Source organism: Paenibacillus sp. alder61, from assembly GCF_020179875.1.
Classification (GTDB): Bacteria; Bacillota; Bacilli; order Paenibacillales; family Paenibacillaceae; genus Fontibacillus; species Fontibacillus faecis.
Genome location: NZ_JAIUDG010000017.1, coordinates 46,086 through 59,935, shown reverse-complemented (window position 1 = coordinate 59,935; position 13,850 = coordinate 46,086). Strand labels below are relative to the sequence as shown.

General features: G+C 55.0%; 15 protein-coding genes and 1 riboswitch. Of the genes, 11 read left to right on the top strand and 4 right to left on the bottom strand.

What is annotated here, in order from left to right:
• Positions 1 to 90: 90 nt before the first annotated feature.
• A complete protein-coding gene (locus LBW89_RS18190; protein WP_148456777.1) occupies positions 91 to 507 on the bottom strand; it encodes a hypothetical protein in 417 nt (138 codons plus the stop codon).
• On the bottom strand, positions 504 to 707 hold the full coding sequence (locus LBW89_RS18185) for a helix-turn-helix transcriptional regulator (RefSeq protein ID WP_148457388.1): 204 nt from the start codon (positions 705 to 707) through the stop codon (positions 504 to 506). Before LBW89_RS18185 ends, LBW89_RS18190 begins: the two co-directional genes overlap by 4 nt.
• Before the next feature lie 425 nt (positions 708 to 1,132).
• On the opposite strand from LBW89_RS18185, the gene LBW89_RS18180 reads away from it, so the two are divergent.
• Together LBW89_RS18180 and LBW89_RS18175 are read left to right on the top strand one after the other, a co-directional pair.
• Positions 1,133 to 1,543, top strand: coding sequence for a hypothetical protein (locus LBW89_RS18180; protein ID WP_225039796.1), 411 nt, complete (start codon positions 1,133 to 1,135; stop codon positions 1,541 to 1,543).
• Between the two features lie 50 nt (positions 1,544 to 1,593).
• Positions 1,594 to 2,148: an SUKH-4 family immunity protein gene (locus LBW89_RS18175; protein WP_148456779.1), complete on the top strand. Its 555-nt coding sequence runs from the start codon at positions 1,594 to 1,596 to the stop codon at positions 2,146 to 2,148.
• A 278-nt stretch (positions 2,149 to 2,426) separates the two neighbouring features.
• On the opposite strand, the gene LBW89_RS18170 is transcribed toward LBW89_RS18175, so the two are convergent.
• Complete coding sequence (locus tag LBW89_RS18170; protein ID WP_148456781.1) at positions 2,427 to 2,942, bottom strand: GNAT family N-acetyltransferase; 516 nt, start codon at positions 2,940 to 2,942, stop codon at positions 2,427 to 2,429.
• A gap of 749 nt (positions 2,943 to 3,691) precedes the next feature.
• Here LBW89_RS18170 and LBW89_RS18165 point away from each other — a divergent pair.
• From LBW89_RS18165 to LBW89_RS18155, 3 genes are read left to right on the top strand one after another with little or no spacing between them, the layout of a single operon-like run.
• The gene (locus tag LBW89_RS18165; RefSeq protein WP_225039823.1) at positions 3,692 to 4,435 is read left to right on the top strand and encodes a Cof-type HAD-IIB family hydrolase; all 744 of its coding nucleotides are present in this window, start codon (positions 3,692 to 3,694) and stop codon (positions 4,433 to 4,435) included.
• A 9-nt stretch (positions 4,436 to 4,444) separates the two neighbouring features.
• Complete coding sequence (locus LBW89_RS18160; RefSeq protein WP_148456785.1) at positions 4,445 to 4,930, top strand: DUF456 domain-containing protein; 486 nt, start codon at positions 4,445 to 4,447, stop codon at positions 4,928 to 4,930.
• Between the two features lie 16 nt (positions 4,931 to 4,946).
• A complete protein-coding gene (locus tag LBW89_RS18155) occupies positions 4,947 to 6,581 on the top strand; it encodes a polysaccharide biosynthesis protein (protein WP_148456787.1) in 1,635 nt (544 codons plus the stop codon).
• Between the two features lie 44 nt (positions 6,582 to 6,625).
• Here the strand turns inward: LBW89_RS18155 and LBW89_RS18150 are convergent, their stop codons facing one another.
• On the bottom strand, positions 6,626 to 7,951 hold the full coding sequence (locus tag LBW89_RS18150) for a DUF2515 family protein (protein WP_225039794.1): 1,326 nt from the start codon (positions 7,949 to 7,951) through the stop codon (positions 6,626 to 6,628).
• A gap of 144 nt (positions 7,952 to 8,095) precedes the next feature.
• Here LBW89_RS18150 and LBW89_RS18145 point away from each other — a divergent pair, with 144 nt between their 5' ends.
• From LBW89_RS18145 to LBW89_RS18120, 6 genes are all read left to right on the top strand, one after another.
• Positions 8,096 to 8,461: a thioredoxin family protein gene (locus LBW89_RS18145; protein ID WP_148456792.1), complete on the top strand. Its 366-nt coding sequence runs from the start codon at positions 8,096 to 8,098 to the stop codon at positions 8,459 to 8,461.
• 195 nt (positions 8,462 to 8,656) lie between these two features.
• Positions 8,657 to 9,652 (top strand): COX15/CtaA family protein, encoded by a 996-nt coding sequence (locus LBW89_RS18140; protein WP_225039793.1) that lies wholly within the window; start codon positions 8,657 to 8,659, stop codon positions 9,650 to 9,652.
• 121 nt (positions 9,653 to 9,773) lie between these two features.
• Positions 9,774 to 10,490 (top strand): Cthe_2314 family HEPN domain-containing protein, encoded by a 717-nt coding sequence (locus LBW89_RS18135; protein WP_148456796.1) that lies wholly within the window; start codon positions 9,774 to 9,776, stop codon positions 10,488 to 10,490.
• A 116-nt stretch (positions 10,491 to 10,606) separates the two neighbouring features.
• A riboswitch (SAM riboswitch) is annotated at positions 10,607 to 10,767 on the top strand.
• A gap of 98 nt (positions 10,768 to 10,865) precedes the next feature.
• On the top strand, positions 10,866 to 11,891 hold the full coding sequence (locus LBW89_RS18130; protein ID WP_225039791.1) for a methionine ABC transporter ATP-binding protein: 1,026 nt from the start codon (positions 10,866 to 10,868) through the stop codon (positions 11,889 to 11,891).
• Positions 11,891 to 12,559, top strand: a complete 669-nt coding sequence (locus LBW89_RS18125; protein WP_213507844.1) for a methionine ABC transporter permease — start codon at positions 11,891 to 11,893, stop codon at positions 12,557 to 12,559. Before LBW89_RS18130 ends, LBW89_RS18125 begins: the two co-directional genes overlap by 1 nt.
• A 57-nt stretch (positions 12,560 to 12,616) precedes the next feature.
• Entirely contained in the window at positions 12,617 to 13,489 is an 873-nt protein-coding gene (locus tag LBW89_RS18120; protein WP_213507843.1) for a MetQ/NlpA family ABC transporter substrate-binding protein, read from the top strand.
• The last annotated feature ends 361 nt before the right edge of the window (positions 13,490 to 13,850 follow it).

Below are 13,850 nucleotides of genomic sequence, written 5' to 3'. Positions count from 1 at the left end.
TACCATAGTGCCGGTGCGGGGCTTCTTCAGTTTCCGGTGGTTCCGTTCCCGCTCTTTACTCGGCATAAGTCAGGTGTCGTGCCTTACGGCTCACATTTCGTTCTGATACTTGTTCATATAATAAAGCCCGATGACGGTATGGGCCAGAAAAACGGCGACAATCGCCAACGTGACCCATAAAGGGGCCGAAATGATGATCGACAAGTAAGCAATGCCCATAATGAGCCATTGGGTGATGTCGCCGGCTTTTGCTTTGGCCCGATAGCGTATCATCGTGTTCCGCTCGTCTTTGAGTTCGATTTCCGTCTGCTTCGCATGTTCGGGGTGTTTAAATTCAAACCGTTTCATATAGAGCTGAGCTACGCCCATCCCGAACAACCCGGCCCCAACCCCGAGCAGTACCCCGGAGACGGTTTTCACTTCCTCACTTTTGAAAAAGAAGCTGGCCGCAATGCAGCAAATGCCTGCGATCAGGGCGGCTATATATATCGGTGTGTTTCTTTTCATGATGACTCCTCCTCGTAAATGAAGATCTCCTCTATGCTCATTCCAAAGTAACGGGCGATTTTGAAGGCCAGCATGATCGACGGATTGTACCTCCCGTTTTCCAGCGAGCCGATCGTCTGCCGCGATACCCTGAGCGCTTCAGCGAGTTCTTCCTGCTTAATTCCACGCTGTTTACGTATTTCTTCCAGTTTGTTTTTCAGGGCGATCACCTCTAGAACATTTTCAATGGAAAGTTAACTTTACATAAAAAATAACATCCCCTTCTGTTAATGTCAAGCAAGCTTTCCATAACCCTCCTTAGCCTTTATCAAATTTGGCGCAAATTAAAACCTGCCTCGTTCCATCGACATGGCGGGTTGAAATAAAAGGATGTCCCTCTAGTCTATACGCTTCTCTCCTTCAATCGGAGTTAATTTGACCCTGTCGAAGTCCTTGGAGGAGGTATTCGTTACGCTTACGGTTTTCGTCTTCGGGTCCCAGTCCGCTTTGCCAGCAAGCATAAAACCGCCCGCAACTTTTTCATCATTCGTACGCTCCTTATTGGGAAATTTAGTATACTACTTCTTAGGCGCAAAAAATACGAACTTTGTCGCGGATCCTATCACACCTGTTGGGAGGTGACGGAATGAGCTTGGTAATCTATCATGGGCCTATCGATGAACGGACGGTAAACCCCGATGATGAATTCTTAAAAGAGATCATCCTGCGCTCATCACCCGACTACTGGTTGCGGGGAAGCGGGGATTCGTGTCTTGAAATCGATGGAATGGATGAACGTATGATCTTTTTTTACGATGAACCGTTTGGCTTTCTGATCCTGCGTCATCCCGATTACCTGGTCCCTTATCGTGAATGCGGCGACTTTGAGGTTGTGGAGCACCGGGTGGGCGGGGAGCCGATGCGAATCCCCAGCTGTTGTTATGTCGGGAGAGCCGAGGCTTACGAGATATTGCTTTATTTTGCCCGGGAAAAGGAAGCGCCTCCTCATGTAAATTGGGTAGATCTTTATGAGATCGAATTTGATCATGGCTTTTAGACTGTGATTGGACGGGGCAATGAATTTAATTTAGGAATGGAGAGAGACGGATGATTTCACCGCAAGCGTTTTTGGACAAGTGGAACAGTGAGATTTACGGGTTGGTTCAATATGACGAATCTAGTTTGCAGCCGTTCATTTTACCTGAGGAGACCCGGAATTTTCTGCTTCAAGCCGGTTTGCCCGAATCGGCTCCGCCGTTTCTCACGTTCGAGTCATCGGCCGAGGGAGGGGGAGTCCGGTTAACACAATATAATGACCAATTGGACGAGGCTTACGAGCGGTACATCTATCTGGGATTTACGGGGAGCGGCTCCCCGGTGTGTATCGATGAATCCAATGGCGAGGTTGTTTTTATAGATGGGGATAATGAGAATGCGAGGGTATTTATGAACAGCTCCATTCCGCAGCTCGCGGAATCGTTATTGGTGTACGTGGAATTTATCAATAAAGTAAATACCATCAACGGAAGGGGCGCCTACCTTGACAAAAATGCCCCTAAAGAAAGCCTGGATTGGGTTTGCGATCGTCTTCGTCAAGTGGATCAAGCGTGTTTAATAGAGGGGGGATTCTGGGAAGAGGAACTTGCGGGCTTTAGGAAGTAAGGAAATCCCCCCCTACTTAGAATTCCTGCAAATCTGCAGGTTTTTTTCCTGCCCGGAACGGAAATTTCAAAATTCCTGCAAATCTGCAGGAATTTTCGACGAAATAGGCTCATATCTCGGAAATCGCTAGAAATACCTGCAGATTTGCATCTTTTTTCGCATACGCTCCTAAATCGGTCAAAAATACCTGTAGATTTGCATCTTTTTGGAGTTGGAAGTGTTGGATAGTGCGGGAATGTTGAAAGTACGCGCGCTCGTCACCTTGATAGCCGTGGGCTTTACGCCCGCTTCGCCAGTTTATAAACCTTTTCATATAGGACTTCTTTATACAAACTAAACGCCGCCTCTGTGAGCGGTTCCGGGTAGCTCATGATTTGAAGCGGCAAATCGGGTTGCCCCTCCTGAAGCGGGGGCTGTACGTATTCAAACGGATTGAGGCAAAAGCCCAACCGCTCGTAAAAGCCGATTCTCCGCTGCGCCAGCTCCGTGTCGGGCGGCTCCACTTCCAGCAGGATCGGTTTGGGAGACTCTCCGATATAGGCCTCCATTAATTTTCGACCCAGGCCGCCTCCCCGGATGGCCGAATCCACGGCGATATGCTCCACAAAGCGAAACGACGAGAACTCCCAGACGGCCATGAAGGCGATGATTCGGTTTTGTTCAGTCCTTTCCGTGATGAGGCGGTAATGCGGATCGGCCAGCAAGTTCTTTTGCCCGGCATAGGTTCTTCGTTCGCTTTCCGGAAAAGAAGCCTCCATGATGGCGAAAATTTGATCAAATACGTCATGCGTCATCGTTAACAAACTTCCTTTTCTACATGGTTGTTGTCTTTATTATACCCATTTCATTTCCCTCCCGCCGTAATCGCCTCCCTTTGAAGCCGGGCGGGTGGATAAGGGCCATTTGCGGCGCTATTTTGTCGAATTTGTCCCTTCGGTGAGAAATAGCGGTCATTTGAGGCCTTATTTTAGGAAAAATCGGTCCGAAACCTGATTTTGGGACCCGTATCAGTGAAATAAGGCCCTTTTTGGCCGCTATTTTCCCCGAAAACGCAAATCGGGGCGAAATAACGGCCCAAAAGGCCGTTATTATAACGGGGGGCAAGCGAGATCGCGGATCGGCGGGATGGTGTCAGGTTTAATGCAACCCCTAGTGTAGTTCGGGCCGCTATTCTAACGTCAGCTTCGTAAAATAAAGTCCCATACGTCCGTTAATTCGCGGAAAGTCGTCTTTTTCGACAAAATCACGCCCCTACAGCTGCTTATTGCCTGATTCGTCAGTATGCACCAAATGTCTTAATGCCACGGATGCGCCAATGCCGCGAATGTAGCGAATGCCACGGATGCCACGGATGCGGCCAATGCCACGGATGCCACCAACGCCACCAACGCCACCAACGCCGCGAATGTGCCAATACCACCCTTCCGCCGCGCTACCGTCTTTGTTGGGTCCTGCCGTTTGTGATAAAATGGCGTTATGCTATGAGAACCGATAAATAAAAAGAACAGAGTCGTAAAAGCGGAATGGAGGAGTACTGTTGAAGTTGAAGTATAAATTGCTGGCGCTGGATATGGACGGAACGCTGTTGAACGATAACCACCAAATTTCGCCGGAGACGGAAAAATGGATTCATCGTGCGGCGGAAGCCGGGGTTCATGTTTGTTTCTCCACGGGGAGAGGTTACGACGAAGCCGCGCCGTTCGGCAAGCAGTTGGGTCTCAATACGCCGATGATCACGGTGAACGGGAGCGAAGTCTGGAAATCGCCGACCGAATTATATCGTCGGGAGCTGCTAGATAAAGCGCTGATCGCCAACATGCACGCGATCGCGGTGGAGTATGGCGTGTGGTTCTGGGCTTATGCCGTGGAAGGCAGCTATAACGAGAAAAATTGGGACCCGGCGCTGCTGGATCTCAACCAGTGGATGAAATTCGGGTACCATACGGAAGACGACGCGATTCGCCACGACATTATCGTGCGGTTGCAGGACCTGGGCGGATTGGAAATTACCAACTCCTCCCCGTACAATTTGGAGATCAATCCGGCCGGAGTGAATAAAGCCACCGGCATTCGGATCGTATGCGATCTGCTGGGACTGGAGATGTCGGAGACCGTGGCGATCGGCGACAGCCTGAACGACCTGGCGGCCATTCAGGCGGCCGGGCTCGGCGTAGCGATGGGCAACGCGCAGCTTGCGGTCAAGGAGAACGCGGACGTCGTCACCGCTTCGAATAATGACGATGGCATCGCCTGGATTATCCGCGACTATATTTTGACGGAGGAGTGAGCGTAAAGGATGGCTGTGCTCGGTTGGATTTTGGTCATCGCCCTGTTTGTCATCGGCATGGCCGGGGCGGTGTATCCCGTATTGCCGGGGGTCCTCGCCGTATACTTTGCTTTTTTCGTCTACGGGTGGTTCTTCTCGTTCGAGCCGTTCGGCTGGCTGTTCTGGACCATCCAAACCCTGATCGTCGTGGCGCTGCTGATCGCGGACTATGCGGTCGGGGCCTGGGGCGTCAAAAAGTTCGGCGGCAGCAAGCTTTCCGTCTGGCTTAGCACGATCGGCATTATCGTCGGCCCGTTTCTGATTCCCGCGTTCGGGCTGATTCTGGGGCCTTTGCTGGGCGCCATGATCGGGGAGCTGATCAGAGGGGAGTCGCCCAAGCAGGCTTTTAAAGTCGGGGTGGGCTCCGTCGTCGGCCTGTTCAGCAGCATCGTCGTCAAAATCGTGCTCCAATTGGCCATGATCATCATTTTCTTTATCTGGGTCATTTCGTTCTAGAAAGAAGGCGTTTTGGTTGTCGAAGAAAGAGTCTTTTATAAAAGGCACGCTGATTCTGGCCGGGGCCGCCCTGATCGCCAGGCTGCTCGGGCTGTTTCAGCGCGTTCCGCTGGAGCATATTCTGGGCGATGTCGGGAATGCCGTTTATGGTCAGGCTAACACGGCTTACTTTATGCTGCTTACCCTGGCGACGGCGGGCATTCCCAGCACCCTCAGTAAAATGGTGTCCGAACGCCATGCGCTGGACCGTCCCGAAGAAGCCGGCCGGGTCTATCAGGCGGCCCTGATTTTCGCCGCATTTGCCGGTGTAGTGATGTTTACTCTACTGTATGTGATGGCACCTTATTATGCCGCCTTGACGAAATTGCCGGAATCGGCCGTGGCGATTCGCGCCTTGGCGCCGGCGCTCCTGCTTTTCCCGCTGATCGCGATTATCCGGGGTTATTTGCAGGGCCGCAACATTATGATCGCGGGCGGGGTATCCCAGGTTATCGAGCAGATCGTCCGCGTCATCACAGGGATTCTTCTGGCGTTCTTGTTCTACCATTGGGGCTTTTCCGGGGAGAAAATCGCCGCCGGCGCGACGTTTGGCGCGGTTCTCGGCGGAGTTGCCGCCCTGATCGTCATGATCTATTTCAACGCGAAGGTGCGGAAGAGCGACCGCGCGGAACGCCTCGTTTCCAAGGAAGCGCGGGAGAATCGGCTGCCGCTGTCCCGGATCTACAAAGAGATTTTCAAGCTGTCGATTCCGATCGTACTGACGGCGCTGGCCGTGCCGGCCGTGAACTTTATCGACACCTCGATTCTTAAGCCTTTGCTGAACGGTCAACTGGGTGCGGAAGAAGCGACGAATGTTCTCGCCATCCTCAGCGCGCGGGCGCAAATGATCGCGGGCATTCCGCCGATCCTGGCCATCGCGCTGAGCCAGTCCCTTGTGCCGATCATCTCGGCGGCGTATGCCCGCGGAGACAGCGAGCACTTGAAAAGACAGGTGACGCTGGCGATGCGCGTGTCTATCCTGACGGGGATGCCGATTATCCTGGCCCTCAGCACCGCCGCTTATTCCGTCAACGGCCTGCTGTTCAGTACGCGGGACGGCAGCAGCATCGTGGCGCTGCTGACATTGATGACCATCTTCCAGATTACGATGATGACCAGTAACTCGATTCTGCTCGGCATCAGCAAAGCGAACCTGTCGATGGTTCATGTCATGATCGGGATTGCCGTAAAACTCGCCGCCAGCTATGCGCTGGCTCCATTCTGGGGTATTTACGGCATCATCCTTGCCACGGGACTCGGCTTCTTCCTGATTACGCTCTTGAATGTCCGGGCGATGAAGAAGATCGTGCCGTTCTCCATTATGGGCAGCCGCTGGACGGGCTTCCTGCCGACCCTGGTCGTGCTGGCGGCCGTCGGCTACGGGCTGAACCAGGCCGGCATACAAATGGTTTCGATCCTGCCCGACCGGGTGGCCTTCTTCCTGACCTGCGCGATCGTCGGTCTCGCCGTAGTGGCGCTGTATCCGGTCATGCTGGTGCTGCTGCGGGTGGTCCGCCGGGACGAGCTGTCCAGCTATCCCGGCCCGCTGCGCAAGCTGCTGTCGCCGCTGATGCGGCTGCAGCGCCAAGGGCGCGCCGGGTCCGCGGACTAAGCATCCGCGGACGGGCGGGGGCGGGGGGCCGCACAGCCGTTTGGCTAGTGCGGCCTTTCGTTCGGGTCGCCCGCCGCGTCATGCGCGAGGGCGACCTTGAGAATGCCGCCGCGATGTTCGCGACTGATGTCGCACAGAAACGGCGGCTGCGGCGCGCTGATGGCGTTCAGCGCGCTCGTGTCCCTGAGCCAATCCTCACGGGAAATTGGCTCATAGGGCGTGTCGCCCCAAGCGTCGAGCAGCTTGGGGCTGTAAAGACGCCGGCCGGGCGGCAGCGCCCCGCCGGCCAGAAGCGCTGACCCCTGCGCCGCGGAGGTCAGCGCTTCTTCTCTATTGGCCGTGAAGCATTCCGGCCAATAGTCCGCGCGCGAGCCGCTGTGCGGCACGCGCGCGGCGAAGCGCTCCGCGCCGCGGCGCACGGCGCGCAGGCCCATCAGCATCGCGTACAGGCTTTTGCCTAACGCGATGCGGTCCGCGAGGCCGCTGAAGTCGGACACGACGCGCCCGGCCAGCCGGCGCACCGCTTCCGCTCCCATCTCCCGGCGGCCCTCCCCGTCGTCTTCTTCCAGGAGCGGGAAGACGACCTGGTTCAACCCGGCCAGACTGTTCACATGGAAGGCCGGCTGCCCGGTGACATGCTTGCGGTAGAACGGATGGCGGATGACCCGTTTCTCAATGTAATTCTGCTCGTTGACAATCAGACCGACCGTCAAGAGCGCGCTCCCCCGGTCGATCCAGAACCGTTCCCAGAACGGCCGCATAAACCGGGATACATGAAAATAAGGAAGCAGGTGAAAATGGCTGGCCCCCAGCTCCCGGCTTTTCATATAGAGCAGGAGCTGCGGATAGGCATCCTGAAAAATCAACGCATTGCTCCGCTCCAAGAAACGGTAATAGGACCGCTTCCGCTGCTCGTCCAACAGATCGGCCGCACGCCCTCGCAAATCCGTCATATTCCAGCCGGCATTCCGGGATACCATATGGGCGAGAAACGCCCAATGCAGCTCCGGATAGGCCTGATAGCAGGCAAGGTAAGCTTCGGTGCGGGTGATATTGCTGATGCCGGCCCGTCCGGTCTCCTGAGCGATCTCCTCCGCGAGCGCCCGGTCCGCTTCGCTCCATTCGCTCTCCTGCCCGGCCCGGTCGGCCGGTCCGCGGCGCAGCAGCTCCTCGATCTCCCCGGCGACGGTCCGGGCCGCGATTTCGTTCCAGCCGAGCGGAATCCGCTCTTCCCGCATCCGGCTGGAGTCGGCAATCCCGGCCGCTTTGCCTTTGACCGCCTCGCCGATCGCCGACGGCAGCCGGCGGATAAACTCCATGATCCCCGGGGCCTTGAACGGTCTGTCCGGGTCTCCAGGCAGTTGCTTCATGGGACTCCTCGCTTTCTTGTTCACGTACCTTAAAAAAGCTCTGTTTCCAGTATGGCCATGAAATTTGACTTCCACTCGCGCTTTTGGTTGACTTTACATAGAACGCGAAAAATCCATTTTGAATTGAACCAGGAGGGAAGAAGCATGAAACAGGTGCAAAGTGCTGCCGAATTTCAGGTGAGCATTCAATCGAGAAATCTGGTCGTGGCGGTATTTAAAGCCGACTGGTGCGGGGATTGCAAGTTTATCGATCCGTTTATGCCGGACGTGGAGGAGAAGTACAAGGACCGTTTGACTTTGATCGAAGTCGATGTGGACAAGGTGGGAGATGTCAGTCAGGAACAGAACATTCTGGGCATTCCCAGCTTCGTGGCCTACGCGGACGGTCGGGAATTGGTCCGCTTCGTCAACAAGCTGCGCAAATCGCGGGAAGAAATCGAAGATTTCCTGAACAAGGCGATCGATGTCTACCGTACCCTGAACGATACGGCGGAACGAAAAGAAGAATAAGCGACTTAAATGAAATGCGGAATATCACAAACCCCCGGGAAAATAACCGGGGGTTTGCTTGTTTGGTGAACAATCTGTAACAGACCTCTATGATTCCACCCGCCCTTTCGGGTATAATGGGTATGATTTGTACACGGAAGTCTAAAGTGTGTTCGCTTGTGTTTAACTCCAATACGATCTAGCGGGTGAGAAGCCTTGAATACGAAACAATTGAAATGGCTCAGCTACATCTCCTGCCTGGTGATGTTTCTGGCCACCCTGGGCGGAAGCGTCGTGACCAAGACGGAATCGGGGCTGGGCTGCGGCAACGAATGGCCTTTATGTCACGGTAAGTTTGTCCCGGCCCATACGATCGCTTCGCTGATCGAATACTCGCACCGCGCGGTGAGCGGGGCGGCGGGTCTCTTGTCCGTAGCCGCATTCGTGGCTTTCTGGCTTTACCGTAAACAGCGGCGGGATTTGCAGTTTTACGCCTTCCTCGCGCTCGTCTTTGTTATGGTGCAGGCGTTTATGGGAGCGATGGCGGTAATTTATCCGACCTCTTCGCCCGTGATGGCCCTGCATTTCGGCTTTTCGCTGATCGCGTTCGCCAGCTCCGTGATGCTCGTGCTGGGGATCCGCGAGGACGAAACGCGGGAGAAGCAGGGAAAATCGGCGCCAAACTATACCGTGTCGCGGCGGTTCCGCAATTTTACGTGGTTCACCACCGCCTACACGTATATCGTGGTGTATATCGGCGCCTATGTCAGCCATACCGATTCGGCCGGGGGCTGCTCGGGTTGGCCCCTCTGTAACGGCGCGTTGATTCCCGAGCTCTCGGGCGGTGTTGGAATCGCCTTCATTCACCGGGTGGCCGCGGCCGTGCTGCTGGTGATGGTCGCCGCGCTGGGCCATATCGCCTTCTGGAAGCATCCCGGCAACAGGGAAATGCGTTCGCTCGGCATTGCGGCGGCCGTGCTGGTCGTGGTGCAGGTGCTGACCGGGGCAAGCATCGTGTTTACGTTGACCAATTACGAGGTCTATTTGTTCACTTCGCTGGCCCATATCCTCGTTTTGGCCGCGCTTTTCGGGGTGCTCAGCTATATGAGCGTCCGAACGTGGCAACTGGCCGGCAGCCGAAAGACCAGGGAAGCCGGGGATCCGAACAACGATTTGGGCTCGGCCTCAACAGTCCACCGGAATGCCCCGTAATTCATCTTCCGCTTGGGATGAACGGTTGCGGGGGAGGGAAAAGATATAATCTACAGGTCAAGAGAACCTCATGTTTTCTCTGGACATGCTCGGGAACAACGATAGAAGCGGGGGATTATGAATGCTGCGAAGCTTGCTGGGCGAACCACCAAGGGAAAATGAGGGATTGCTCGCCAATACGATGAACGCCATGCTGCAGACGACGAAGCTGCTGCAAAAACAGACGGAGCTTTCCAAAGATCCGACGCATGACTTTCGGAAGCTGGAAATCTGGACGCTGGGGCTGATCTCTTCTCTGGATGAGCTGGAGCAGTGCTTGCACGCGGCCGGTTTTTTCCGCCGCAAAGTACGGCATAACTTTGTGGAGGACATGGATCCCGCCGAACGGAGCGACTACGCGCGATATGTTTTCTTTTATAAAGACGGATTTATTCGCGTGTTTTCCACTTTGGACAAGCTGGGAACGGTGCTGAACGAGCTGTATGACCTGAAAACGTCCAAGGTGAAGGCGCATTTTTCCTATTTCACGGTGCTGCGGCAGTTCCGATATTTAAAGGTGCATCCCGACCTCGGCAACCGGCTGGTCGCCATTAAAGAAAGGCATAAGGAAGCCATGGCCGTGCTGAGAAAGCGCAGAAACACGGAGATTCACTATATGAACTCGGAAATGCAGGATGATCTATGGCAGCGGCACCAGGCCCTTCACGGCAAAATCGAGCTTGAAGACCTGGACCGGCATCTCCGCGATTTGGAGAACGGGTACCTTATGGTGTGCGAGACGCTGGAAACGGTGTTCAACTACACCAATGAGCGCTGGAAAAAAGTCTCGGCCAAGTAGCGGGAAGGCTGGAAAATCTTTTTTCTATTTTTCCTTTGACAAAAGTACGGAAAGCTTCTATACTCAAAAATAGTTTCAGGATCTTACAGCAAATGTTCATCCTTAATTTCATATTTTTCTTATCGAGAGAGGCGGAGGGAAAGGCCCGATGAAGCCCAGCAACCGATTCGTACCCGGCAGTAAGACGCATCCTTAGCGCAGCCGCGGGCGAGTGTCATGGTGCTAAATCCTTCAAAACCGTGCATGATATGCATGAGACGGTTTTGGCAGATGAGAAGGCATTGTCTTTACGTAAAGAGAGCCCTCGGAATCTGTCGGGCTCTTTTATTTTTTATCTTTTTATTATGAAACTTCGAGAGCGGGAGGCTAATCGGTTTGATCGAACTCAAACAGTTGACTAAAATATACGGCACCAAGAGAAAGACGACCACCGCCTTGTCCGGCTTGAACCTGAAGGTGAACAAGGGGGAAATCTTCGGGGTCATCGGGCACTCCGGGGCGGGTAAGAGTACGCTCATCCGCTGCATCAATTTGCTCGAACGGCCGACGGAAGGCGAGGTCTGGGTCGGCGGTGTCGACCTGACCAAGCTGGGCAAGCGGGAATTGCAGCAGAAGCGCCGTAAAATCGGAATGATCTTTCAGCATTTCAACCTGCTGTCTTCCGCCACGGTTTACGACAATGTCGCTTTTCCGCTCACGCTGATCGGGACGCCGAAGGCGGAGATCCAGAAAAAAGTGGATGAGCTGCTTGCTTTGGTCGGGTTGGAGGCGCACCGGGGGAAATACCCCGCCCAGCTGTCCGGCGGACAGAAGCAGCGTGTCGGTATCGCCCGGGCTCTGGCCAGCGATCCGGATGTTCTGCTCTGCGACGAGGCGACCTCCGCGCTGGACCCGCAGACTACGGACTCGATCCTGCGCCTGCTGCTGGACATCAATCGGAAATTCGGGCTCACCATCCTGCTCATTACGCATGAGATGCATGTTATTCAAAGCATCTGCGACCGGGTGGCGGTCATCCACCAGGGCGGTATCGTCGAGGAAGGGCCGGTGACCGAAGTGTTCCTCAAGCCGCGGCATTTTGTAACCCGGGAGTTTATCAACCGGGACGCAACCGGCGGCGAGGGCGAGGAAGGATTGAAGCTCGCCGGCTCCGTTCCTCATCCGGCCTGGTCGAAGCTGGTGAAGATCACCTTCCTCGGCGCGAAGACGTACGAATCGGTGCTGTCGCAGGTGGTCCGGGAAACCGGGGTCAACTTCGCGATTTTGCAGGGAACGATCTCGACGATCAAAGATGTGCCGTACGGCAAGCTCACCGTTTCCTTCGAGGGGGACGACGGGCAGGTGGAACGTACGCTGTCCCTGCTTAAAGAACGGGATCTTGATGTGGAGGTGATCGGGTAATGTGGGGCTTGGACTTTTCCAAAATCGACTGGTCCGAAATGGGCACGGCGTCCACGGACACGCTGCAAATGATGGGTTACGCCACCCTGTTCACGTTCCTGATCGGGCTGCCGCTCGGGGTGCTGTTGTACAGTTTTTCGCGATCGGCTTCGCCGGTTCTCGGCTGGGTGTACCGGATTCTGTCGCTCATCGTGAACATTATCCGCTCGGTGCCGTTCATCATCCTGATCGTCGCACTGATTCCGCTGACGCGGGCGATCATGGGCGTTTCCTCCGGGGTGGAAGGCACGATTCCGCCGCTCGTGATCGGAGCCGCTCCGTTCTTCGCCCGGCTGGTGGAGACGGCGCTCCGCGAGGTGGACCGCGGGGTAATCGAAGCCTCGCATGCCATGGGCGCGACGAGCTTCCAGGTGATCCGCAAGGTCCTGCTGCCGGAATCGCTGCCCGGCCTGATCGCCGGGATGACGATTACCGCGGTGACGCTCGTATCCTACACGGCGATGTCCGGGATGGTCGGCGGCGGGGGGCTCGGTGACCTGGCGATCCGATACGGTTATTACCGCTACGAGAAGGAAGTCATGATCGTCTCCGTAATTTTCATGGTCGTCCTGGTGCAGGTGCTGCAAATGCTGGGCGACCGGCTGGTGATTTATTTTACCCGGAAATAAGGAACATTAAATATAGATTCATCCTTATTCAAAAACATTTTGGGAGGTCATACTGTGATGAAGAAATGGACATTTTCGCTGCTGACGCTGGCTTTGGTGCTGGTTTTGGCAGCCTGCGGAAACAACGCGGCCAAGAACGACGCCGCTGCCGGCAACGGGGGCAACGCACCCGCGGCGGACAAAGGGGCGGAGAACACTCCGGCGGCTTCCGAGCCGGTCAAACTGGTGGTTGGCGCTACCGTGCCTCATGCCGACATTCTGAAATTCGTCGCGCCTAAGCTGAAAGAAGAAGGCGTTGAGCTCGAAGTCAGAGAATTCACCGACTATGTGCAACCGAACGTGCAAGTTTTCGAGAAGCAGCTGGATGCGAACTATTTCCAACATCAGCCGTACCTGGACGAGCAAAACAAACAAAACAACTTTAACCTCGTTCCGGTCGTAGGCGTTCACGTTGAACCTTTCGGCGCTTACTCCAAAACGCTGAAATCGGCCGACGAAATCAAGGACGGCGCCAAAGTGGCGATCCCGAACGACCCGACGAACGGCGGACGCGCGCTGCTGCTGCTTCAAAAGCAAGGCTTGATCAAGCTGAAAGAAGAAGCGGGCATCACGGCGACGAAAGCGGATATCGTGGAAAATCCGAAGAACCTGAAGTTCCAGGAAGCGGATGCGGCTATGCTGCCTCGCCAACTGGAAGAAGTGGACCTGGCGCTGATCAACACGAACTATGCGCTTGAAGCCGGGCTTAACCCGATGACCGACGCGCTCTTCATCGAGGACAAAGATTCGCCGTACACCAACATTCTGGTATCCCGTCCGGACAACAAAGATTCCGAAGCCATCCAAAAATTGGCCAAGGCGCTGACTTCGCCGGATGTGAAGAAATTTATCGAAGACACCTATAAAGGCGCTTTGGTTCCTGTATTCTAATAAAAAAGCTTTAGCTTCGTCCCGCTGCCATCCGGCAGCGGATTTTTTGTTGCAGCTGAGCTTTGGGGGGCGGGCCGACCAGTGCGATAGCGGCGTTTTGAGGCGCTATTTTGTCGAATTTGGCTCTTTGGCGTGAAATAGCGGTCTTTTGGGGCCTTATTTTAGAGAAAGTCGGGCCGAAACCTGATTTTGGGACCCCCATCAATGAAATAAGGCCCTTTTTGGCCGCTATTTTTCCCGAAAACGCAAATCGGGGCGAAATAGCGGCCCAAAAGGCCGTTATTCGGCGGGCGGCTGGAAAAGCTAGAAGCTGCGGGTATCAGACCCAGTTCGTCACGCCGCCGCTGAAATCGGCGAATAA